Raw genomic sequence first — 24,146 nt, 5'->3', positions numbered from 1 at the left:
GGTGGCTTAAATCACTCATAACTCATAACATATAACTCATAACTATAAATGACCGAGGACTTTATCTGTTTTATATGGAAATTCAGGCAGTTTAGTCAGAAGGACTTAAAAACCATTTACTCCGAACCTGTCGAAATTATAACACCAGGAATTTATAATAAGGATGCCGGTCCGGACTTTAGTGATGTAAAAGTTCGCATTAATAACACGCTGTGGGCAGGAAATGCAGAGGTGCACATTCAGTCTTCCGATTGGGAGCGCCACAAACATGGTCAGGATGAGGCTTACAATAATGTAGTACTTCATATAGTTTACGAACATGATAAGTCCGTGTTAAGGAACGATGGGACAGAGCCGCCGACGCTGGAGCTAAAAAGCTATATAATACCCGGGATCGAAAAACGTTACCATATGCTGATGGAAAATCTAAGCTGGATACCTTGTGAAAAGCAAATGGGACAGGTAGATGAAATTTATATTGGTAACTGGTTGTCCAGAATGCTCATAGAACGCCTGGAAGAAAAGTCCTCTGGCATCTTTGCACTGGTAAAGGAATGTAAAGGGAGCTGGGATGATGCCTTTTACATACAGATTGCCCGAAACTTCGGACTCAAAGTAAATGCACTTCCTTTCGAACTCCTGGCGAGATCCCTTCCTCAGCAGATACTTGGCAAGCATAAAAATAGTCCCCTTCAAACTGAAGCACTGCTTTTTGGCCAGGCAGGCCTTTTGAACGAAGAACAACAAGACGTATACACATCGTTGCTTACCAAAGAATATCACTTTTTGAAGAAGAAGTATTCGCTGAAACCTATCGATTCCTATTTATGGAAGTTTCTTCGGCTCAGGCCTCAGAACTTCCCTACACTACGGATAGCACAGTTTTCCGCCCTGATTCTCAAATCGACGAGGCTATTCTCACAGATCCTTGAGATTAAGGAAACAAAAAAAATTGCGGATCTTTTTAAAGGTTTGCGCCCCAATCCCTATTGGGACAATCACTATCGGCTTGGTAAGGTTAGCACTGGTGTATCCCCACAATTAGGACAGGAAGCTATCAATAACATTCTTATAAATACCGTTGCTGTAATGATTTTTAGTTATGGAAAGTATATTGATGATGAGAATCTTATGCGCAGAGCAGTAGATATTCTGGAAAATCTGCCCTCTGAAACAAATCATATAACCAAACGGTTTAATGAAATAGGAGTAGCGTGTGGAAATGCCGACAGGTCCCAGGCTTTATTGCAATTAAAAAAATCGTGGTGTGACAAAAAAAATTGTTTATTTTGTGCTGTCGGAGCTAAGATTATAAATTCCGATTGATATGATACAACGAATTATCGCCTTCTTTGAAAAATACTCTTTTGGAGTTTCAACCTACCTTGGCGAAAGGTTTGACATGTCTATCTCCAAAATCCGCCTGTTCTTCATTTATTCATCTTTTCTTGCCGTAGGATTTCCGCTTATATTTTATTTCCTGGCAGCTTTTGTTCTGGGGATCCGCAATTATATGAAACGGATCAGAACCAGGATATGGGACTTTTAAAGCTTCTTCTATTCTGTATGTAATGATTTAACAGGATGAGCTAAGGCAGATTTGACCGCCTGAAAGCATACCGTTAGAATGCCGTCAGTATGACAATAACTCGGTAATGGCTGGCCTCTGTTTGTTTGAAGCGCCGGGGACGGCTCTGAACGATGTTCATTCCCCCGTAGCTGCGGTATACCACGGAGCCTGCTGTGCCGTGGATGCCGCCTTTACTATCGATTACTGCCATATATTTTCTCCTTTTTTAAATTGCTTCAGCCATCAGCAGCTGGCACAGGGCAGGGTTAGGACGGTAACACGATGCGGAGGTCGGCGGCTTTAGCTGATGTAAAGTAAAGTTGATAAGAACTGCAAAAAGATGAAACAGGTATTTGTAATTTATAATCAGTTTAAACTAAGCGCTTGATTTCCTTTGGTTTGAGCTGTTCTGGCAATCCCGGCAAGGGCATGGCCCGGAGCCGGGAGGCTCCGGGAGTGGTCTGCTACTGCATATCCCCTGGCTATCTGTATTCCTTCACATCAGGGTGACTCAGCGTATAGTGAGTCTACCTTTTGGGTAAAAAGGTAGACTCACAGTAGAGATTCATTAGCAGAAGTGGGGCAATATTGATACTCAGGGCATAGCCTGGGGATAACAGGAGGCGGTACAATTGAGAATTTCAAGCAGTAGATTCTCCGGGACCTATTGAACACAGAAATGTTACCAATATATATATTCTTTAATAATCCGTCGGGATAGCGGAGCGAATCTATACAGGTATGTTTTAATATGGTTAAACGGTGGTTGGATTGCCCTTTCCGGACCCGTCTTATCAACTAAAAACTTTCGTATATTTGTCGGTTTAAAACCGCAAAAAATGCCGGTAAAAGGAAATCAGTTCAGATCAAATAGTTTTAGGGATGAGGAAAGGCCGAGAGGGTCGGGACGGGAGCGCTTAGTGAAGGAGAAAGCCGAGAGCTTACCAAAATTTACTTTTAACAACGGGAGAGTAGTTAAGATACTGGGATTATTCTTCCTGGTGCTCTCACTCTATTTCATGGTTGCTTTTTGCTCTTATCTGTTTACCTGGGAAGAGGACCAAAGTTATGTGCTCGATGTCAACGGTGGCTGGAGTAATCTTTTCAAAACCAGCGAAGAGCTTGCAAAGTCTGACGTTCAAACGCCTATAGTTGAAAACTGGCTCGGAAAATTTGGTGCTTTGCTATCCCACCAGTTTATTTACGAATGGTTTGGGGTTGCATCCTTTATTTTCATAGCGATACTATTTATTATTGGTTACCGCCTGCTTTTTAAAGTTCATGTTGTATCCATTTCTAAAGCCCTTGGGTATTCGTTTTTTCTTTTAATATTCATTTCCTTAACGTTGGCTTTTTTCCACAGCTTTACTTCAGATTACCCGCATTTTCTTGAGGGTGAATTTGGGTTCTGGACAAACCGGTTGCTGCAGGCTCAGATTGGGAATGCTGGCATTGCAGGCTTACTTGGGTTTGCCGCATTGACGGTCTTGATTATTGCCTATAATATTGATTTTAAAATTCCGGCAAGGGAGAAAAAAACAGTGCTGGAAGTTCCGGCTGTGCCTGATGAGATTGAGCTGGAAGATGAGATAAAGTCGGAGCCGGTAGAGTTCCCTTTGAATAACAGGAGAAGAGAGAAAACACTTGCAGAAGAAAAGTTTGCTGAAGGAAGCGAAAGTACAACGTTAAAGCAGGAAAGGATCGTACCTCCTGTAGAAACGACATTTTCTGCTGCTGGTGAAACGGTAGTGCCTCGGACTGTACCACTTGAAACGGCTGCAGCTGCGACAGCCTTAAATGTACCAAAGTTTGTTCCTGCTGATTCGGATTATATTAAGCCTGAAGTGTCTAAGCCTGAACCCGAACTTACAATAGAAAGGACTGCTGAAGAAAAGACCGCAAAAGATCTGGTTGAGCAGTTCGGGCAATACGATCCGAAGCTCGATCTTTCTTCGTATGTGTATCCGCATCTCGACCTTCTGGAGAATCACCGGTCTAATAAGATATCAGTGAGCACAGAGGAACTTGAAGCTAATAAGAACAAGATCGTCGAAACTCTCAATAACTATAATATAGAGATTGATAAGATTAAGGCTACTATCGGTCCCACGGTTACCCTATATGAAATCATACCTGCACCGGGCGTACGTATATCCAAAATTAAAAATCTTGAGGATGATATCGCGCTTAGTCTCGCAGCTCTGGGTATACGTATCATTGCACCGATGCCAGGAAAGGGAACGATTGGTATTGAGGTTCCAAATCAACAGCCGGAAATGGTCGCTATGCGTTCCGTTATGGCCACAGAGAAGTTCCAAAATACGCACATGGATCTTCCGATTGCGCTTGGAAAAACGATATCGAATGAGGTGTATATAGCCGATCTTGCTAAAATGCCTCACTTGCTGGTGGCAGGAGCAACAGGCCAGGGTAAGTCTGTAGGGATAAATGCCATTCTGGTTTCGTTGTTGTATAAACTCCATCCTTCTCAGCTGAAGTTTGTGCTGGTAGATCCCAAAAAGGTAGAACTTACTCTTTTCAAGAAGATAGAAAGGCACTTTCTTGCGAAGCTTCCGGGAGAGGAGGATGCGATCATTACCGATACCAAAAAGGTTATCAATACATTAAATTCACTTTGTATTGAAATGGACCAGCGGTATGACCTGCTGAAGAATGGCCATGTACGTAACCTGAAGGAATATAATCAGAAGTTTATAAACAGACGTCTGAATCCTGAAGAGGGACACCGCTTTCTGCCTTTCATCGTTTTAATTGTCGACGAGTTTGCCGATTTAATGATGACTGCCGGGAAAGAGATAGAAACGCCAATCGCCCGTTTAGCACAATTGGCACGTGCCGTTGGTATACATCTTGTAATTGCTACTCAAAGGCCTTCGGTCAATATCATTACCGGTACTATTAAAGCCAACTTCCCTGCACGACTGGCTTTCAGAGTGCTTTCCAAGATAGACTCACGGACCATTCTGGATTCGGGCGGTGCCGATCAGCTGATAGGAAGGGGAGATATGCTTCTCTCTACGGGGAGCGACCTGATACGTCTTCAGTGTGCATTTGTAGATACGCCCGAGGTAGAACGTATTTCTGATTTCATAGGAGAGCAGCGGGGATACTCATCTGCATGGCTGCTACCCGAATATGTTGATGAGAGCGGTGAAGGCGGAAGTGTCAAGGATTTTGATCCCAATGACCGTGACCCATTGTTTGAAGATGCCGCGCGCCTTATAGTATTGCATCAGCAGGGATCAACTTCCCTTATTCAGCGAAAGCTGAAGCTGGGGTATAATCGGGCCGGACGCATAATTGATCAACTGGAGGCCGCCGGAGTAGTTGGACCTTTTGAAGGCAGTAAAGCCCGTGAGGTGTTATTGCCTGACGATTATGCCCTGGAACAATTCCTGGATAATCTGAATAATGAATAGCGATATGGCTTTGCAGAAGGTATGGCTCTCATCTTTTGTCTGTCATGCCTGTATAAAGTTCGGCTCACTTTTGATTAATGTTAAACCAATTAGCATAATTGCTGTCTCTTTAATAAAGAGACAAAGAGAAGGGCTTGAACGCGCGATAATTTGTAACGAAAGCTGGTGTAGATATAACAACAAATAAATACCAATGAGAAAATTTATTATAAGTGCCTTTTTAATAACAGGATGTGTGATAACAGGACTGGCACAAACCGATACAAAAGCCAAGGCAATTCTCGCTGAAGTGAGCAAGAAATATTCTTCCTACAATATAATAAAGACGGATTTTACTTATACAATCAATAATCCTCAGGCAAATATTAACCAAACCGTCCCCGGGACATTGTATACGCGGCCCAAAGCAAATAAGTATCATGTTACGATGAAAGATCAGGAGCTGATCAGTGACGGTAAGAGTCAGTGGACTTATTTGAAAAGCGACAAAGAAGTTCAGTTAAGCGACGTAGATAATAGCAGCAAAGCGCTCAATCCTGCAAAGATATTTACCATTTATGAGAAAGGATTTAAATATCTTTACACCGGAGATGTAAAGCAAAGTTCGAAGGTCTATCATGTTATTGACCTGAGTCCGCTGGACAGCAAGCAGTCATTTTTCAAGGTGAGACTTACTATCGATAAACAGACGAAGAGGATAAGTAAAGCTTTGATCTTTGATAAAAACGGAAGTCATTATACATATACTATCAAAACTTTTACCCCTAATGTAAAGGTTCCGGAGACTATCTTTACGTTTGATCCCCGAAAACATCCGGGGGTAGAGGTTGTTGATCTTAGATAATTTATGTTATGCCACTCTCATACACCCAGTATACACTTGATAAGCTGGAGCTATTACTGAAAGCGCTGGACTATAAGGTACGTTATGAAAAGGGGAACTTTAAAACTGCCGCCTGTCTGCTGGAAAACAGCAAAGTGGTGGTAGTCAATAAGTTTTCTTCTCTTGAGAGTAAAATAAACTCATTAGCAGAGTTGTTACAGCAGATACCCATAAGTGAAAACCTGCTTGACGAAAAACAGAAGCAATTTTTGTATCATTTAAAACAAACATCTCTGCAATTGTGATTATTACTTTTTTAGGAACAGGAACATCGCAGGGGGTCCCCGTTATTGGTTGCGATTGCTCTGTGTGTACGTCTGAGGATCCCCGCGACAAGCGGTTGAGAACCTCTGTTATGTTGCAGATTAATCAAAAGACTATTGTGGTCGACACGGGGCCAGACTTCAGATTTCAGATGCTCCGGGCGAAAGTGAAGTCGCTCGACGCGATATTGCTTACACATGAACATAAAGATCACATAGCTGGCTTGGATGATGTGAGAGCATTTAATTACCGGCAGCAGCGGGCGATGGATGTATACGCCCGTCCCCGGGTGCAAGAGGCCCTTAAACGCGAGTTTTATTATGCTTTTTCAGAAAAGAAATATCCTGGTGTTCCGCTCATTAACCTTCATGATATTGGTGAAAGTGTTTTTTCTATTGCGGGAGCCGACATTCTGCCGATTGAAGTAATGCATTACAGACTACCTGTGTTGGGTTTTAGAATAGGGGAATTTACTTATGTCACCGACGCAAAATCGGTTGCGCCTAAGGAAATGGAAAAGATAAAAGGTACGAAAGTACTGGTGATTAATGCGCTTCAGAGGGCTAGCCATATTTCACATTTTACACTGGATGAGGCTATAAGCTTTGCACAGGAAATAAAGGCAGAGAAAACGTTCTTCACTCATATCAGTCACAATATGGGGAGGCATCAGGATGTGAACAGGGAATTGCCCGAGGGAATCGAACTTGCTTATGATGGCTTAACTCTTGAGCTTTCTCATAATCTCTAAATTTCATTTGAACTTTCGGATCAAGATCATATATTTGCAGTCCTTTATGGCCGGATGGCGAAATTGGTAAACGTTGCGGTCTCAGAAGCCGTTGGGAATTCCCTTGAGAGTTCGAGTCTCTCTCCGGTCACCATCAAAGGAACAGTTCTTAAATATGCAATGCCCGGGTGGCGAAATTGGTAGACGCACCACTTTGAGGGGGTGGCGCCCGTTTGGGTGTACGAGTTCGAATCTCGTCTCGGGCACGGCAAAAGAATAAAAGGAATCCCTTACAAGGCCGTTCTGTAAAAGAGCGGCCTTTCTGTATTTATATCCCAAATCGTTACTTAATAGATTGTATCGGCGTCAGAAATGCGGGGATCTTCCGCGAGTATCTCCATGCGGGGGTTATCAATATAGTCGGCATACCATCGGATTGCTTCAATCACTAAAAGAGGGTCTGATCCGTCGTAGCCCGATGTTTCAAAAGCAAGTAGATTTCCATTGTCATTTCCGTAAAACTGCAGCTCATCCGGGTCGGGTTCAAATCCGTCCTGCCCGAGGCAATATACTTTTATACGTAAATCTCCATCGCGATGCCTGATGACTTCTCTGCAGGCATTATGTGAGTCTTGTACCAAAAGGAAAACAGATTGATCCATATTTTAGTATTACAAGATAATAGATGTATATGGAAAAATGTTTTCAGGAATAGATATTTATAACCTGCTGCAATTGGTTACTGCTTACAACTCCTGACTGCCGCCATTTTATTTCTCCTTTTTTGAAAAGAATTAATGTAGGTACTCCCTGTATAGCGTATGCATTGGCTGCTGAAGGGTTCTTGTCGACATCTATTTTAAGGATTGTAAGACGGTCTTTCATCTGTTCTTTCAGCTCGGTGAGGATTGGGGCCATCGCTTTACAAGGGCCGCACCATTCTGCCGAAAAGTCAACCAATGTAGGTTTTTCAGAACCAATAATATCTGAGAAGCGGGATGTTGTGTTCATGATCAGTTGTTTTTGTAATAAACAAGGATGGTGGATATGCAGTTTTAAATATTTGTCCCCCCGCTCTTTGACCTCTGATAAGATTATACAATATGTTGTGAAAATGGTACAGAAATACTTTTGTTTCTTGTACTACTTTTGAATACTGCTAATACTAACCGAATAGCAGCTTAAGTAATAACGCACACAAACCAGAAGGATTAATTAAATGAAGGGCTCCATACGTTTATTTCTTACATTTTTTATTGTTGTTTTTCTTGCTACAGGAGAGATGTTTTCTGCAAATGCTGCAGAAAAGGCACAAAAAGTTACTGTGGTAATTCCTTCTGCAGCAAGTGCCAGGATGAAATTCGGTGCAGAGAAACTTTCAGGAGTATTGAAAGGAGTAGGTTATACAGTTTCCGTATTGAGACAGGATAAGATTTCTGGGAATGGCGTAGTAATAGCCGTTGGCAGATCTTCGGATGCATTAGTTCAGAACATGCGACTCGCTGTTAAAGCAACTGGGAAAGAGGGGTTTGCAATATCTTCTTTCAGTAAGAATCGACTTGTTATCAATGGGTTTGATGATTCCGGAGCCTTGTATGGCTGTATGGAATTAGCCGAACGCATTGCTTCCTCGGGCAAAATTCCGGAAAATATATCCCTCACCGACAAACCGGAGATGGTTTTGCGGGGTACCTGTATAGGTGTTCAGAAACCGGCGTTACTTCCGGGAAGGGGTGTTTATGAGTATCCTTATACTCCTGAATCTTTCCCCTGGTTCTATGACAAGGCGCTCTGGGTAAAATATCTGGACATGATGGTTGAGAACAGGTATAACTCTTTATATCTCTGGAATGGTCATCCTTTCGCCTCCCTGGTGAAGCTAAAGGAATATCCCTATGCTGTTGAAGTAGACGACGCAACGTTCAGAAAGAACGAGGAAATGTTCCGCTTTCTTACAGAAGAGGCAGACAAAAGGGGTATATGGGTAATCCAAATGTTCTATAATATTATCGTATCGAAACCTTTCGCCGAGAAGCATCAGATAAAGACGCAGGACAGGAACCGTCCGATCTTGCCAGTTATAGCTGATTACACCCGTAAATCTATTGCTGCTTTCGTAGAAAAGTATCCTAACGTAGGCCTGCTCATTACACTCGGCGAGGCTATGGAGGGCGTGGGGCAGGATGATGTAGATTGGTTTACAAAAACGATTATTCCCGGTGTTCAGGATGGTATGAAGTCTCTCGGGCTAAGTAAAGAACCCCCAATCGTACTGAGAGTTCATGATACTGATGCGCCGCGGGTGATGAAAGCAGCCTTGCCTCTCTATAAAAATCTTTATACCATGGCGAAGTATAATGGCGAGGCATTAACCACATATACTCCAAGGGGCAAATGGGCCGACCTGCACCGCAGTTTGAGCAGGATTGGTACGGTACATATCGAGAATGTGCATATCCTCGCAAATCTGGAGCCCTTCCGTTATGGCTCAGCCGACTTCATTCAAAAGTCCGTTCAGGCAATGCATGATGTTTATGAAGCCAACGGTCTGCATCTTTATCCGCAGGCATCTTATTGGGACTGGCCTTATGCTGCAGATAATGTAAAGGGGCGCTTACTGCAAACCGACCGCGACTGGATATGGTATAAAACATGGGCCCGTTATGCCTGGAATTGTCGTCGGGACAGAGCTGATGAAATAAATTACTGGTCGGGTTTACTTTCCACGAAGTACGGGACAGATCTGAATAAAGGGAAGGACATCCTGGAAGCCTATGAGCAGACGGGCGAGATCGCTCCCAAACTTTTAAGACGGTATGGAATAACCGACGGAAATCGACAGACCTTAACGTTGGGAATGTTTATGACGCAGCTGATCAATCCCTTCCGTTATGGCTTGTTTACGCTGATGTATGAATCGGAAGCTCCTGAGGGCGAGATGATCATAGAGTATGCGGAGAAGGAATGGAAGGGCCAAAAGCATATTGGTGAAACACCCGTTCAGGTTGCGGCTGAAGTAACGGAGCATGGACGAAAAGCCGTAGAAGCGATCGACAAAGCAGCAACTGCCGTTTCAAAAGATAACGACGAATTTACCAGACTAAGGAATGATGTGCACTGCTATAACGAGCTAGCTGGTTTTTATGCAGAAAAAGTACGCGCTGCCTTGCTGGTGTTAAAATATAAGTATTCTAACGATGTTGCAGATCTTGAAAAAGCTCTTCCTTTTCTCGAAAATAGTGTGAAGCACTATAGAAAGCTGACAGAATTAACAAAAGATACCTATTTATATGCAAACAGCATGCAAACCAGCCAGCGGAAAATACCGGTAAGGGGGGTGGATGCTACTTATAAGACATGGGTTGAAGTGCTGCCACGGTTTGAGGAGGAGCTTATACATTTTAAAAGAAGTATAGATTCTCTGAAATCGGATAAATCGGCGGGAAAGGGCAAAATGATACATCCTTTTAAAAACGCCGATGTGAAGGTGCTGTCTGATACCGAAGGCTACTTTACCATTAATACAGGTGAACAGGTGTTTCGGGATACCACAGCCAAAATTACCGGTTTTGCAAAAGAACTCGCTGGACTCCGGGGTATTAAAATAAACAGGTCTTTGCAAAAATCAAAGGGCACTGCAATTAAGTTTACAACGGGTAAGGCTGTTAAGCTTCTGGTTGGCTTTTTCAATAGTAAAGCTCCGGGTTTTCTGCCACCTCCTGATCTTGAACATGACGCTACAGCAAACGAGTATGGTCAGTCTGAGATAAAGATCGCTAATGCACTTGCTTTAGATGGAATGGCGCCTCTTAACATTCACAGTTATTCCTTCAAGCCGGGAACACATACGCTTACGCTTGCGAAAGGAACTTGTGTGATTTTAGGCTTTATAGATGATAATGAACGTATAAGATTATATGATGCGGGAATTGGAGTGCCGGAAAGCAAAAGAGATATAGACTGGTTGTTTGAGTAGGGGTTGCGAGAGATAGTATCAAGTAGCAAGTATCAAGACTGGATGCAAAGTAACGAGAAATAGAATAGTATCAGGTATCAAGACACAAGTATCGGGAGAAAGCGGTAAGTAATTGCGAGTTATGGGTTATGAATTATGAATAAAGCAGAAAGCTTAAGGCGGAAAGCAGAAAGCTGATGGCCGATTGCTGATAGCCTGATAAAGCTCAAAGCGGAAAGCAAAAAGCTGATATCTGATGTCCGATTGCTAATAGCTAAATTACTATGAATTATGAATGAAGCCAATTGCCAAAAACCAATTGCCAAAATAAGATGATAAAGACATTTAAACTTTTAGGATTCGTTGCTCTGGTGATTACAGGAGCGAGTGTTTATGGGCAGAAGAAAAGTAGTGTGGTTGGAACTGGTTTACTGGAAAGGTATACCAGGTATTTTAACTCTCTGGATAGCGAGGACGTAAAAAACTTTATTCCCAATGCACAGGCAGCCAGCTGGATTGCAGCAAACGCTCCGCTTTTTGAGTGTCCCGATTCAGCAATAGAAAAAATTTACTATTACAGGTGGTGGACGTTCCGGAAGCATCTGAAGGAAACCCCCGCAGGGTTTATTTTTACTGAGTTCATTACTCCGGTAAAGCATGCCGGAAAGTTTAATGCGATAAGTTGTGCGCTTGGCCATCATATATACGAAGGCCGTTGGTTACATAATCAGCAGTATATTGATCAGTATATCAACTTTTGGGTATTAAAAGATAAAACATTCCCTGCACCGCGGTTCCATGCCTTCAGCAGCTGGGTGGACGATGCTATCTACAACCGTTATCTTGTTAATCAGGATAAAAAGTTCATAACTGGTTTGGTTCCCGAACTGGATGCTGATTACCGGAAGTGGGAGTCGGAAAAACAGTTACCCTCAGGCATGTTTTGGCAATATGATGTAAAAGATGGCATGGAAGAGTCGGTAAGCGGCGGCAGGAAAGTGAAGAACCGCAGACCATCTATTAATAGCTATATGTATGGCAATGCCGTAGCTCTTGCTAAAATGGCTTCGATGACGAATAATGACAGCCTTAAGATTGTGTATGAGCGGAAGGCCGCGATGCTGAATACAATGATCGTCGACAGCCTCTGGAGCGATAGCGCTTCTTTCTTCCTTGCGCTGAAGGAAGACGGTAATCTTGCACCAAGAGAAGCTATAGGTTTTATACCATGGTACTTTAACCTTCCTGCCGACAAATCTGTGTATGCACGGGCATGGGATCAGATCATAGACACTGCAGGCTTTAATGCGCCATGGGGACTGACTACTGCCGAACGTCGTGAACCAACATTCAGGACCAGGGGATCTGGCCATGGTTGTGAGTGGGATGGCGCCGTATGGCCATTTGCTACTACTCAAACATTAAAGGGCTTGTCGAACCTGTTAAGTAATTATTCGAAACAGGGCAAGATGACCGCTAAGGTATTTTATGATGAACTTCATAAATATGCCATGTCGCACGTTATGAACGGCAGAACGTATATCGGCGAATACCAGGATGAAAAGAATGGAAACTGGCTTAAAGGGGATAACCCGAGAAGCCGCTTTTATAACCATTCAGGATTTTGTGACCTTGTTATCAGCGACCTCGTGGGATTAAAGCCGAGACCAGATAATATTCTCGAGCTGCATCCTCTGATCCCTGAAGGGCAATGGGACTGGTTCTGCCTTGATAACGTATTATATCATGGGAAGAAACTTACCATTCTCTGGGATAAGACAGGAAAGAAATACGGAAAAGGAAAAGGCCTGAGGGTTTTTGCCGATGGGAAGGAAGTGATTAGCTCTGCAAAGCTGAAGGCGGTGAGGGGGAAGTTGTAGGATGTGGGTTGTGAGATAGTATCAGGTAGCAAGTATCAGGTATCAAGACTGGATGCAAAGTAACGAGAAATAGAAATAAGGATTATGCATACTAAAACTATACGTAAATATAAAAGCCGATTGCTGATAGCTGATAGCCGAAAGCCAGCCAGCCAATTGCTGATGGCCAATAGCCAACAGCTAATTTGGTGTTTGTTATTGTTGTTTTTTACAATGACTGCTTCGGCTCAGCAATATTATAATGTATTGAAGTACGGGGCAAAAAACGACAGCAGCAAGCTGGTTACGGATGCTGTGAAGAAGGCTATAGATGCGGCTGCGCAAGCCGGAGGGGGCACTGTTTATTTTCCGGCGGGGAAATATCTGACCGGGCCAATTCATCTTAAAAGCAACATCACTATTTTTATTGAAGCCGGAGCGGAACTTCATTTCAGCGATAACTTTGATCACTACCTTCCAATGGTGAAGAGTCGCTACGAAGGAGTCGATGTTACCAGTTTTTCTCCTTTGTTTTATGCGTATAAAGCGGAAAATATAACCATTAAAGGCAGAGGATTAATTAATGGTCACGGAAAGAAGTGGTGGGACTTTGTAGAAGGGTACAAGGAAGGGCAGCCAAGATCAAAATGGCAGTATATGTTCGATGATCTGAACAAGACCATCCTTCTTCCTGACGATCCAAAACAAATGAAACGAGGCTTCCTCCGCCCCCCTTTCATTCAGCCGATGTATTGTAAGAATGTGCTGATCGAAGGAATAACCATTATAAACTCGCCTTTCTGGACGGTAAATCCGGAGTTTTGCGAAAACGTAACGATAACCGGAGTGACGATAAATAACCCGCACTCTCCTAACACGGACGGCATTAATCCTGAATCGTGCAAGTATGTTCATATATCGAATTGCCATATCAGCGTAGGTGACGATTGCATTACCATCAAATCGGGAAAAGATAAACCGGGGAGAGCAATGGCTATGCCGGCAGAGAATTATACCATCACCAATTGTACGATGTTGTCGGGCCATGGAGGGGTGGTAATAGGAAGTGAAATGTCGGGAGATGTGAAGAAGATCACGATATCCAATTGTGTTTTCGATGGAACCGACAGGGGTATACGGATTAAAACAGCCAGAGGCAGAGGTGGGGTAGTGGAAGAGATCAGGGTGGATAATATTATCATGAAGAACATAAAGGAACAGGCGATTGTGCTCGACATGCAGTATGCTAAAACACAACCTGAGCTTGTTTCAGAAAGAACCCCCAGGCTCAGGAATATTCATTTAAGCAATATCACTGCGTCTGGAGTTAAACAAGCCTGTTATATAAACGGACTGGAGGAAATGCCTGTAGAGAACATTTCTTTCAACGATATGAACATGGATGCAGAAACAGGATTTCAGATAAAGAACGCTGCAAACATAGAGATGCATAATCTTCATATTAATACAAAAAAGGGTCCGGCTTTGAAGTCAGAAAATGTAAAGACCCTAGTTGTGGATGGTTTAAAGTCCTTTACTCCTCTTCCTGGTGTTGCTATCGCTGACTTAACCAATACAGAAGATGCCTTTTTTTATAATTCATTTCCTGTATCAGGAACAGAGATATTTCTGAAGCTTAGTGGAGAACAGACGAAGGGAATCGTTTTGAAAAATAATAATCTGAGAAACGTGAAAACACCTGTAATTCAGGATATATCGGTAAAGGAAAAAGTGACTGCGTTTTGAGTAAAGTTAAAAGTTGAAAGTCAAAAGTTGAAAGTCAAAGTTTATAGCTGATTCTGAAAGCAAAAAATAATAACCATGCCAGTACTTCATTTATCCGGTTTCCGGAAATTCCAGTTGCTTGTGGCCGCATTGATGCTGTCGGCTTCCCTTAATGGGCAGCATTTAAAGCTATGGTATAATAAACCAGCTGTTAAATGGACGGATGCATTGCCTATTGGTAACGGCAGACTTGGTGCGATGATCTTTGCTGGTCCGGCGCAGGACAGGATCCAGTTTAACGAGGAAACACTCTGGACCGGAGAGCCAAGAACTTACAGCAGGGAAGGGGCCTCGGCTTACCTGCCGAAAATACGGCAACTTCTTTTTGAAGGGAAGCAGGATGAAGCCGAGAAGCTGGCAGCTGAAAAGTTTATGGGAACAATGTCGGGTGAGGGGAACAAGGAAGCCTGGTTCAGGGAAATGCGTGCCATGAAGGGCCTTTCAGCCAATCCGGCAACCATCAGTTATGATGACAGCAAGTGGAAAGATATGCCCGTGCCAGTATCCGAAGGATGGGAAGCGGCAGGATGGCAGGGATTGGATGGGGCTGTATGGTTAAGGACAACGTTTGAGTTGCCGGAAAAATGGACCGGGCGAAATCTGATTATCGATCTTGGCAAGATCCGCGACCAGGACTTTACATATGTTAATGGTGAACTGATTGGAAGTATGGACGATGCGGGGGCAGGACGGAAGTACACGATTAAAGCAAGTAACGTAAGAAAAGGAAAAAACTATATCGCGGTTCAGGTTCTCAATTACTACGACAAGGGTGGGTTAGTTGGATATAAAGATGTATCACGCAAGCTGTTGGTTTATCCTGAAGGTGAAGCTGAGAGTACTGGAATTCCATTGAATGGAAACTGGAAATATCTGGTTCAGAATGATGAACCTCCTGCTGTACCAAGGTTTCAGGCAGATTACCAGCCATTTGGTGATGTAGTCCTTGCTTTTCAGGGGCATGAGAAAACCGAAAACTACAAGCGTGAACTTGATTTGCAGAACGCTGTTGCACGTACGACCTATAAAATTAATGGAACAACCTTTACACGGGAGTATTTTGCGAGTCAGCCCAACCAGGTTATCGTAATTCATATAAAAGCCGACAAGCCGCGGAGTGTTAGCTTTGAGGCAGCTCTGAGCAGTCCCCATAAAAATTCGGCTGTGCAGAAAATTGACGACCACACCCTGGCCCTTTCATTGAAAGTGAGGAATGGCGCTTTGAGAGGCGAAAGTTATTTGCGGGTAGTGTCGCTTAAAGGGAAGGTGTCGGTAACCGGAGACAAAGTGAATGTAAGCGGGGCTGATCAAGTGACCTTATACCTTAGCGCCGGAACTAATTACAGGCGGTACAACGATGTATCAGGCGATCCTGCCGCTGTTTGTAAAAACGCTTTGACTTCTGTTGCAGCAAAGGACTATGAAAGTATAAAAGACGCCCATATAAAGGAATATCAGAAATATTTTAACACCTTCTCTGTAGGCTTCGGACCTGATCTTAAGACTGATGTGTCGACGGACAAAAGGCTTGAAGAGTTTGCTTCTTCAGCCGACCCAGCTTTCGCCGCTCTTTATATTCAGTATGGCAGATATTTGCTGATCTCAAGCTCACGACCTGGTACGCGGCCTGCTAATTTGCAAGGGATATGGAATGACCTTTTAACCCCTCCGTGGGGAAGTAAGTATACAACTAACATCAATTTGGAAATGAATTACTGGCCGTCGGAGATCCTGAATCTGTCGCCTATGGCCGGACCGTTATTCGATATGATTGATGAACTACGGGAAACCGGTTCGACGACAGCCAGGATGCATTACAATGCCCCGGGCTGGGTATTGCACCACAATACCGATCTATGGAGGGGTACAGCACCGATTAACGCCTCTAACCACGGGATCTGGGTAAGCGGCGCCGCCTGGTTATGCCATCATCTCTGGGAACATTATGTGTTTACGCAGGATAAAGAATTCCTTAAAAACCGGGCTTATCCTGTAATGAGAGACGCTGCTTTATTCTTTAATACATTTTTGATCAGGGACCCTAAAACGGGATGGTTGATCAGCACCCCATCAAACTCGCCCGAGCAGGGGGGACTGGTAGCAGGACCGGCTATGGATCATCAGATCATTCGGGACCTGTTTAAAAACTGCATAGAGGCTGCGTCTATTCTGCAGACTGACAAATCATTCGCTGATACTCTTCAGCGAAAATATAAAGATATAGCGCCTAATCAGGTTGGGAAATACGGACAGTTACAGGAATGGCTGGAGGACGAAGATGATACTACAAACAAACACCGGCACGTATCCCATTTATGGGCTGTCTATCCGGGAAACGAAATAAACTGGGAAACATCTTCCGTTTTAATGAAAGCGGCAAGGCAATCTCTGATATACAGAGGCGATGCCGCGACGGGATGGAGCCTCGGCTGGAAGATAAACTTATGGTCGAGGTTCAGGGAAGGCGATCATGCTTTTAATCTGGTTAAAATGCTGATCAGTCCGGCAGAAAAGGGAGGAGCCGGATCTTATACGAACCTCTTTGATGCTCATCCACCATTTCAGATCGACGGAAACTTCGGAGGAGCGGCTGGTATAGCGGAAATGCTGCTTCAGAGCCAGAATGGTGTAATTGATCTTCTTCCTGCCTTGCCTTCGGCGCTGCCGGATGGTGAGATTAAGGGTATTTGCGCCAGGGGTGGTTTTGAATTGAACTTTTCCTGGAAGTCGGGACGACTGCAGTACGCTGAGATAATCTCAAAGGCGGGCAATGACTGCAGTGTGCGCTACGGTGACAAGAATGTGAACTTTAAAACAACAAAGGGCGGAAAGTACAGGTTGAATGGAGCCTTAGTTAAATTTTAAAATGTTGCAATTTGGTTAATTGGTTAGTAATAGACACGGCTGGCAGGTCTGCTTGCAGCAGACTTGCTCAAGCCTTGTCGTTTTAATCAGTTGTTAAGATATACTCTCTGCTTCAGGATTAGTTGAATGCACCTTTTCAATAACTTCCTGATGTGATTTACAGAGTTAAAAAGCTAGCACAATATGAGACATCTCATTCTTGTTTTTCTTTTTGTAAACGTTATAGTACGGTCTGCGTCGGCGCAGAAGGAGAGACGTAAATCCATTTCCCTCAGCGATAACTGGCTGACAGCGGCTAATGATACCAGCAAAGACGCTTATGCCGGCTTTGAAAGAACGGTATTCAATGACAAAGGGTGGAAGAGGGTAGATGTCCCTCATAACTGGGATGAATACGGCGGATACAGGCGACTCATGCATGGAAACCGCCATGGATACGCATGGTATCGTAAATCCTTCCGCGTTAAATCCAAAGGTGAGGGGCAGAGATATTTTCTCTGGTTCGAAGGTGTTGGGTCTTACGCAACTGTGTGGTTAAACGGTAAGAAAGTAGGATCGCATGCAGGGGGAAGAACATCCTTTACTCTCGACGTAACTGAAACTATTCATAAAGATAACTCTGTAAACGTTCTCGCTGTTAAGGCAGATCATCCTGCGCAGATACGGGATCTTCCCTGGGTGTGCGGCGGCTGTTCGGAGGAGCGAGGTTTTTCGGAAGGGTCGCAGCCAATGGGTATATTCCGGCCAGTACATCTTCTGATTACCAATCCCGTGAGAATTGAACCTTTTGGCGTTCACATCTGGAATGATACCACTATCTCCGAAAAATCTGCAAAACTTCATGTTGAAACAGAAGTAAAGAACTATAGTAAAGAGGCTAAATCAGTGAGCATTGTTAACCGCCTTTTAACAAAGGAGGGAAAGCTGATCGCCGAACTCCATGCCGGGAGAAAGATTGCTGCCGGAGAGACTTTTACATTCAGGCAGCAAACTCCGGAAATCCGGACTCCCCGTTTATGGTCGCTTGAGGATCCTTACCTTTATTCGCTTGTTTCTGAGATCAGAGAAAACGGAAAGATAACAGATCGCATCTCAACGCCCTATGGTATACGGTGGATAAGCTGGCCTGTGGGCAGAAGCTCCGATGATAAGCGCTTTTACCTCAACGGTAAACCGGTCTTTATTAATGGAATAGCGGAGTACGAGCATTTAATAGGCCAGAGCCATGCCTTCAGCGCAGAGCAGGTTCACTCTCGGGTAATGCAAATGAAGGCAGCCGGGTTTAACTCGTTCCGCGATGCGCATCAGCCTCATAACCTTCGATACCAGGAATATTGGGATAAATTGGGCATCCTGTGGTGGCCGCAGATGGCTGCCCATATCTGGTTTGATAATCCAGAATTCAGGAAAAACTTTAAAGACTTATTGACCGACTGGGTGAAAGAAAGGCGGAATAGTCCTTCTGTAGTACTCTGGGGGCTTGAAAATGAAAGCACTCTTCCCGAAGATTTTGCACGTGAATGTACAGAGCTGATCCGTCGGCTTGATCCAACTGCTTCCTCTCAACGGAAAGTTACCACCTGCAACGGAGGAAAGGGAACCGATTGGGATGTTCCGCAGAACTGGACAGGGACCTATGGCGGAAACCCTGCCACCTATGCGGATGATGTTCAACGACAGGTTTTAATCGGAGAATACGGAGCCTGGCGGACTTTGGATCTTCATACAGAAGGCCCTTTTAATCAAAACGGAGCTTATAGCGAGGATCGGATGACGCAGCTAATGGAAACGAAGGTGAGGCTTGCCGAATCTGTTAAGGATAAAACAAGCGGCCATTATTTCTGGCTGTTTACATCGCATGACAATCCCGGAAGGGTTCAGGGAGGCGAAGGCTTGCGGGAGATAGATCGTGTTGGTCCGGTAAATTACAAAGGACTCTTAACTCCCTGGGAGGAACCGCTGGACGTATATTATATGTTCAGAGCGAATTATGCGCCTAAGGATAAAGAACCAATGGTTTATATTGTATCTCATACCTGGCCCGACCGCTGGACCACTCCAGGCAAAAAAGATAGCATTACTGTATATTCAAATTGTGATGAAGTAGAGCTTTTTAACGATGTGAATGACCAGTCGTTAGGCAGACGGACAAGAAATGGCATAGGAACTCATTTTCAGTGGGATGGAGCAGACATAAAATACAATGTATTATATGCTGTTGGGTATGTCGGCGGAAAGGAAGTTGCCAGAGATTACATCGTTTTACATCATCTTCCAAAGGCTCCTTACTTTGATGCCTTTTTAAAAGACGCAAAGCCGTTGACCGCACCTCTAAAGGGTTATAACTACCTCTATAGGGTGAACTGCGGAGGCCCTGACTATAGGGATGAAAATGGTAACATATGGTTAGCAGACCGTAGACGAACTGAAAAACAAACATGGGGATCGAAGTCGTGGACCGAAGACTACCCCGGTATGCCGGCGTTCTTCGCCAGTCAGAGAAAGACAAATGATCCGATTAAAGGTACTGCCGACTGGTCACTCTTTCAGAGCTTTCGCTATGGACGCGACAAGTTAACTTACGAGTTTCCGGTGCCGGACGGTGAATACATGGTGGAATTCTATTTTACAGAGCCATGGTTAGGAACGGGCGGCGGCCTCGATTGTACCGGATGGCGCCTGTTTGATGTGGCCGTGAACGGCAATACGGTTATACAAAACCTGGATATCTGGAAAGAAGCTGGACATGATGGAGCGCTTAAAAAAACCGCCAGGGTGAAGGTAACAGGCGGCTTGTTGGTTGTTTCTTTCCCGAAAGTAGCCTCTGGTCAGGCGTTAATCTCGGCCATCGCCATCGCGTCGGCAGATAAAGCAGTAAAGCCCGCATTGGGGTCGCCTGCTCTGATCAGTGACTTGAAAGTCCGGGAGGGAAAGGCCTCTGGCTTTTCGGCTCAGACCTGGCTTAACACAGGAGATAAACTCTACACGGATGCGGGCACCGCTTTTTCTTCTTTGCCTTCCAACCTTTACGGGGCCGAATGGATTCAAACCCCTTCCGCGAAATCACTGTCGTCCGCTTCTTCTGCAGTATTTAGGGTTGATACCGTTGCTGATGTGTTTATCGGACTGGAAGAGAAGGAGCCTCTGCTTTCCTGGATGAACGGATATGAAGACACGAAGTCGTTCATCACGGATAGCGAGAATCACCGATTCAAAGTATACCGTAGAAGAGTGGAAAAGGGACAGTTAGTTGAGTTGGGAAAGAACAAAGAGGGCGCCCCTATGTACACCATTGCAGTTCTGCCTGCAACAACAATAGCTCCGGCCTATGATCTGAAACCGGTAAATGGCTATAAAGCTCCGCTGGCTGCGATGACTGCCGGCATCATTAAGACGACGGTAAATGAAAAAGATGCAATAACGTTTAAAAAGGCATCAGGAGATACCCTCGAATGGACGATATCAGTAGGGGTGGCTGATACTTACTCCCTTACCGTTAAATATGCCAACATTTTTTCTCACGACCTGATCGCAAAGCTACAATTGCTCGCTGCCGATGGTACGCTAATGAAAGAAGAGATGATAGCACTTGCGCCAAGCAAGACAGGTAAATGGAATTATTTTGCAACATCCACCGGTTCCATGATCAATGCGGGGACTTATAAGGTTAGGCTTATTTCTGTTGACGCAGAGGGTTTGAGTGTCTCGGGGCTTGATGTGCAGTGATTGAGTATCAAGATAGAAGTATCAAGTATCAAGATGTTAGTATCAAGATATTAGTATCAGGTATCAAGATACAAGTATCAAGATATTAGTATCAAGATATGGGTACCACGTATCAAGATACAGTTTGCAAGTATCAAATATCCGGCATCAGTATCAAGATTCTTCATGCGGTTCCAGGGATTGTCTCTTAATTCTTTCTTAAATCGTACGTCTTGATACTTGATACTTGTGTCCTGATACTTTCCTGACACTGACGTCGTACGTCTTGATACTTGATACTTGTGTCTTGATACTGAATGCTAATATCCTACAATAGCTTGAAAAAATGCTATATGATTAGTGAGACATCCAAAAGTAGTTTTGTACTTAATGATCGGTGCTTTAACAGTAAAAACTAACGAATTTGAACGGATCAAATAAATCTGATTTATTTGACGATTAATATGAAGAACCTTCCAATTTTCGATCTTGCTGTTATAGCAACTTATCTTCTGGGGATGATCCTCGTTGGTGTTTATTTTTCAAGGAAAAATAAAAATTCAGAACAGTTTACCAAAGCATCGGGCTTAATTCCGGGATGGGCAATAGGAATGTCCATTTATGCAACGTTTTTAAGTAGTAACACCTTTTTAGGTGTGCCCGGAAAAGCTTTTGGAGCCAACTGGAACTCATTCGTTTTTAGTATTTCCATGCCTTTTGCTGCCTGGGTAGCATCGAAGTTTTTTGTACCCTTTTATCGTGCTACCGGAGAGATCTCGGCCTATACGCATCTGGAACACCGTTTTGGTGCCTGGGCGAGAACGTATGCCGTAATTTGTTTTTTGCTGACGCAGCTGGCCAGAATGGGATCCATTTTTTTTGGTATCGCTTTAAGTTTACAGGCATTAACGGGATATTCCATGTCGGCCATTATGCTGGTAATGGGTATTTGCATAATTATTTATACTGTATTAGGAGGAATAGAGGCGGTTATCTGGACAGAAGTAGTTCAGGGAGTGATCAAGACTCTTGGCGCCGCACTGATCCTTTACCTGATTATCGTAGAGATGCCGGGTGGAGTATCGAAGATTGTTGAGATAGGTCAGCAGAACGGAAAATTTAGTTTAGGAAGCTTTGCCCCCGATCTTACGACAGCATCGTTCTGGGTGATCCTGTTGTATGGATTCTTTATAAATCTGAACAACTTCGGGATGGATCAGAATTACATTCAGCGATATCATACCGCCACGTCGGCAGCAGAAGCATCAAAGTCTGTGTGGCTGTGTGTATGGTTATATGTTCCGGCATCACTATTGTTTTTTATTATCGGCTCCTGTCTGTTCGCATACTACCAGGTTCATCCCGAATTAATTGAAGGGATACGGCAGCAGGTTGCAGCCGAGAGATTGCCATTGAATGCCAGTCATGAGCAGATTGTACAGGTTGCTGCCACATTGCAGCCTTCAGACTATGGAGATAAGGTAATGCCTCATTTTATGGTAACCAAAATACCAGCCGGATTGGTGGGTTTGATTGTTTCGGCAATCCTCTCTGCCGCAATGAGTACCATTAGCTCGGGAATGAATGCATCGGCCACAGTCTTTTCTGTGGATATATATAAGCGATATTTTAAGAAAGATATCAAAGAAAAACAAACCATGCAGCTCTTGCACATTGCTACGGTTGCATTTGGTTTGCTGGGTATGGGAACCGGAATTGCAATGATCGGGGTGAAGAGTATCCTGGACGTTTGGTGGCAGTTGTCTGGAATATTTGCAGCAGGCATGCTTGGCTTGTTCCTTTTGGGGATTATCAGCAAACAAAGCGGCAATTACGAGGCGCTAACGGCAACCATCATTGGAATTCTGGTGATTGTATGGATGACATTTTCTGGTAGTATTCCTGACGAATATGGATATCTCAGGAATCCTCTTCATATTAACATGATCATCGTAATAGGAACGCTGACGATATTTCTTGTAGGTGTTTTTCTTACCAGGCTTCGCAAGAGAAGGGAATTTACGGTGGAAAGCTGAGTGAGGATATAGCCTGCATTACCGGAAGAAGAAAGAAATAGATTAAAATATATAAATGGAAAATAAGAAGAAGGGATTTATTCCGGTAATGCTAACGCCTTTTAAGAATAATGGAGAAATAGATTACGACGTTTTAACAGAGCTTACAGAGGTGTATCTGGAAGCAGGGGCGGCGGGGCTGTTTGCCAACTGTCTGTCGAGTGAGATGTTCGAGCTGAGCGATAAGGAACGCATTGAGGCAATCAAACATGTTGTTAAGGCAGTGAATGGGAAGGTTCCTGTCGTTGCAACCGGCACCTTCGGGGGGACGATTTCTAAGCAGGCAGACTTTGTCAAGCAGGTACATGATACCGGTATTCAGGCAGTGATCATGATCAGCAGTCTTCTTGCTGGGGAGCAGGAATCCGACGATATCTTTAATGAACGGGTATTTGAGCTACTAGATCTCACCCCTGGAATTCCTCTCGGCTTTTATGAATGTCCGGTGCCTTATAAACGTGTTCTTTCTGCTGCTCAGCTTCAGTCATTTGTTGAAACAGGAAGGGTGATTTACCATAAAGATACCTGTCTGGATCTGAACCAGATAAAAGAAAAGCTGAAAGCCACAGAAAAATACCCTGAATTTGGCCTCTATGATGCGTATATGGTGCATGCCGTAGATTCCTTAAGGGCCGGATCAGCCGGACTATCCTGCATCCAGGGGAACTACTTTCCAGAACTGATCGTTTGGTTATGCGATAATTATAATGATCCTTCTCTACAGCAGGAAGTAGTAAAAGTTCAGCAATTTTTAATAGACAATATGGATGTCATGCACAATGTATATCCTGTGGTATCCAAATACTTCCTGCAAAAGCGCGGACTGAATATTTCTACCTTTACACGGAGGAAAGTGGGGGAGTTTACTCAGTCTGTTACAAAGGAAATAGAGGCACTTTTACAAAAATACAATCATCTGCAGCAGGAGCTGGATTTGAAGTATGAGTTTTAGTTTAGGTTCTGTGTTGCGTGTTCCAGGTTGCAGGAGTCTTTTATAGTCTTTGTTTCCTTCAAC

The 24,146-nt window shown here is 43.9% G+C and carries 16 protein-coding genes and 2 tRNA genes; 15 read left to right on the top strand and 3 right to left on the bottom strand.

Features of this window, described 5'->3' with window-relative positions:
* Positions 1–48 precede the first annotated feature (48 nt).
* Together BDE36_RS18905 and BDE36_RS18900 are read left to right on the top strand one after the other, a co-directional pair.
* On the top strand, positions 49–1,326 hold the full coding sequence (locus tag BDE36_RS18905) for a DUF2851 family protein (protein WP_141816115.1): 1,278 nt from the start codon (positions 49–51) through the stop codon (positions 1,324–1,326).
* 1 nt (position 1,327) lies between these two features.
* Positions 1,328–1,549: a PspC family transcriptional regulator gene (locus BDE36_RS18900; RefSeq protein WP_109416625.1), complete on the top strand. Its 222-nt coding sequence runs from the start codon at positions 1,328–1,330 to the stop codon at positions 1,547–1,549.
* 73 nt (positions 1,550–1,622) lie between these two features.
* On the opposite strand, the gene BDE36_RS23805 is transcribed toward BDE36_RS18900, so the two are convergent.
* Positions 1,623–1,781, bottom strand: a complete 159-nt coding sequence (locus BDE36_RS23805) for a hypothetical protein (protein WP_161987711.1) — start codon at positions 1,779–1,781, stop codon at positions 1,623–1,625.
* A 628-nt stretch (positions 1,782–2,409) separates the two neighbouring features.
* On the opposite strand from BDE36_RS23805, the gene BDE36_RS18895 reads away from it, so the two are divergent.
* The 6 genes from BDE36_RS18895 to BDE36_RS18870 all read left to right on the top strand — a co-directional run bounded on the left by BDE36_RS18895 (position 2,410) and on the right by BDE36_RS18870 (position 7,153).
* Entirely contained in the window at positions 2,410–5,010 is a 2,601-nt protein-coding gene (locus BDE36_RS18895) for an FtsK/SpoIIIE family DNA translocase (protein ID WP_141816114.1), read from the top strand.
* Between the two features lie 193 nt (positions 5,011–5,203).
* Positions 5,204–5,854: an outer membrane lipoprotein periplasmic chaperone LolA1 gene (gene lolA1 / locus BDE36_RS18890; RefSeq protein WP_141816113.1), complete on the top strand. Its 651-nt coding sequence runs from the start codon at positions 5,204–5,206 to the stop codon at positions 5,852–5,854.
* 8 nt (positions 5,855–5,862) lie between these two features.
* Positions 5,863–6,138 (top strand): hypothetical protein, encoded by a 276-nt coding sequence (locus BDE36_RS18885; protein WP_128768321.1) that lies wholly within the window; start codon positions 5,863–5,865, stop codon positions 6,136–6,138.
* A complete protein-coding gene (locus tag BDE36_RS18880; protein WP_141816112.1) occupies positions 6,135–6,908 on the top strand; it encodes an MBL fold metallo-hydrolase in 774 nt (257 codons plus the stop codon). The genes BDE36_RS18885 and BDE36_RS18880 overlap by 4 nt, the downstream gene beginning before the upstream one ends.
* 48 nt (positions 6,909–6,956) lie before the next feature.
* A tRNA-Leu gene (locus BDE36_RS18875) sits at positions 6,957–7,041 on the top strand.
* 28 nt (positions 7,042–7,069) lie between these two features.
* Positions 7,070–7,153, top strand: a tRNA-Leu gene (locus BDE36_RS18870).
* 81 nt (positions 7,154–7,234) lie between these two features.
* Here BDE36_RS18870 and BDE36_RS18865 read toward each other — a convergent pair.
* Together BDE36_RS18865 and trxA are read right to left on the bottom strand one after the other, a co-directional pair.
* Positions 7,235–7,549 (bottom strand): hypothetical protein, encoded by a 315-nt coding sequence (locus tag BDE36_RS18865; protein WP_128768319.1) that lies wholly within the window; start codon positions 7,547–7,549, stop codon positions 7,235–7,237.
* 43 nt (positions 7,550–7,592) lie between these two features.
* On the bottom strand, positions 7,593–7,898 hold the full coding sequence (trxA, locus tag BDE36_RS18860) for a thioredoxin (RefSeq protein ID WP_128768318.1): 306 nt from the start codon (positions 7,896–7,898) through the stop codon (positions 7,593–7,595).
* Between the two features lie 208 nt (positions 7,899–8,106).
* On the opposite strand from trxA, the gene BDE36_RS18855 reads away from it, so the two are divergent.
* From BDE36_RS18855 to BDE36_RS18825, 7 genes are all read left to right on the top strand, one after another.
* Positions 8,107–10,863, top strand: a complete 2,757-nt coding sequence (locus BDE36_RS18855; RefSeq protein ID WP_141816111.1) for an alpha-d-galacturonidase — start codon at positions 8,107–8,109, stop codon at positions 10,861–10,863.
* A gap of 311 nt (positions 10,864–11,174) precedes the next feature.
* Positions 11,175–12,722, top strand: coding sequence for an MGH1-like glycoside hydrolase domain-containing protein (locus tag BDE36_RS18850; protein WP_141816110.1), 1,548 nt, complete (start codon positions 11,175–11,177; stop codon positions 12,720–12,722).
* A 213-nt stretch (positions 12,723–12,935) separates the two neighbouring features.
* Positions 12,936–14,447 (top strand): glycoside hydrolase family 28 protein, encoded by a 1,512-nt coding sequence (locus tag BDE36_RS18845; RefSeq protein WP_244939627.1) that lies wholly within the window; start codon positions 12,936–12,938, stop codon positions 14,445–14,447.
* Positions 14,448–14,522: 75 nt separating this feature from the next.
* A complete protein-coding gene (locus BDE36_RS18840; RefSeq protein WP_141816109.1) occupies positions 14,523–17,351 on the top strand; it encodes a glycoside hydrolase family 95 protein in 2,829 nt (942 codons plus the stop codon).
* A 183-nt stretch (positions 17,352–17,534) separates the two neighbouring features.
* Positions 17,535–21,077: a malectin domain-containing carbohydrate-binding protein gene (locus BDE36_RS18835; RefSeq protein WP_141816108.1), complete on the top strand. Its 3,543-nt coding sequence runs from the start codon at positions 17,535–17,537 to the stop codon at positions 21,075–21,077.
* Positions 21,078–21,520: 443 nt separating this feature from the next.
* Positions 21,521–23,092: a sodium:solute symporter family protein gene (locus tag BDE36_RS18830; RefSeq protein WP_141816107.1), complete on the top strand. Its 1,572-nt coding sequence runs from the start codon at positions 21,521–21,523 to the stop codon at positions 23,090–23,092.
* Positions 23,093–23,147: 55 nt separating this feature from the next.
* Positions 23,148–24,083, top strand: coding sequence for a dihydrodipicolinate synthase family protein (locus BDE36_RS18825; protein WP_128768311.1), 936 nt, complete (start codon positions 23,148–23,150; stop codon positions 24,081–24,083).
* Positions 24,084–24,146 lie beyond the last annotated feature (63 nt).

It is taken from the genome of Arcticibacter tournemirensis, from assembly GCF_006716645.1.
GTDB lineage: Bacteria > Bacteroidota > Bacteroidia > Sphingobacteriales > Sphingobacteriaceae > Arcticibacter > Arcticibacter tournemirensis.
This window is presented reverse-complemented; position numbering and strand designations above follow the sequence as displayed.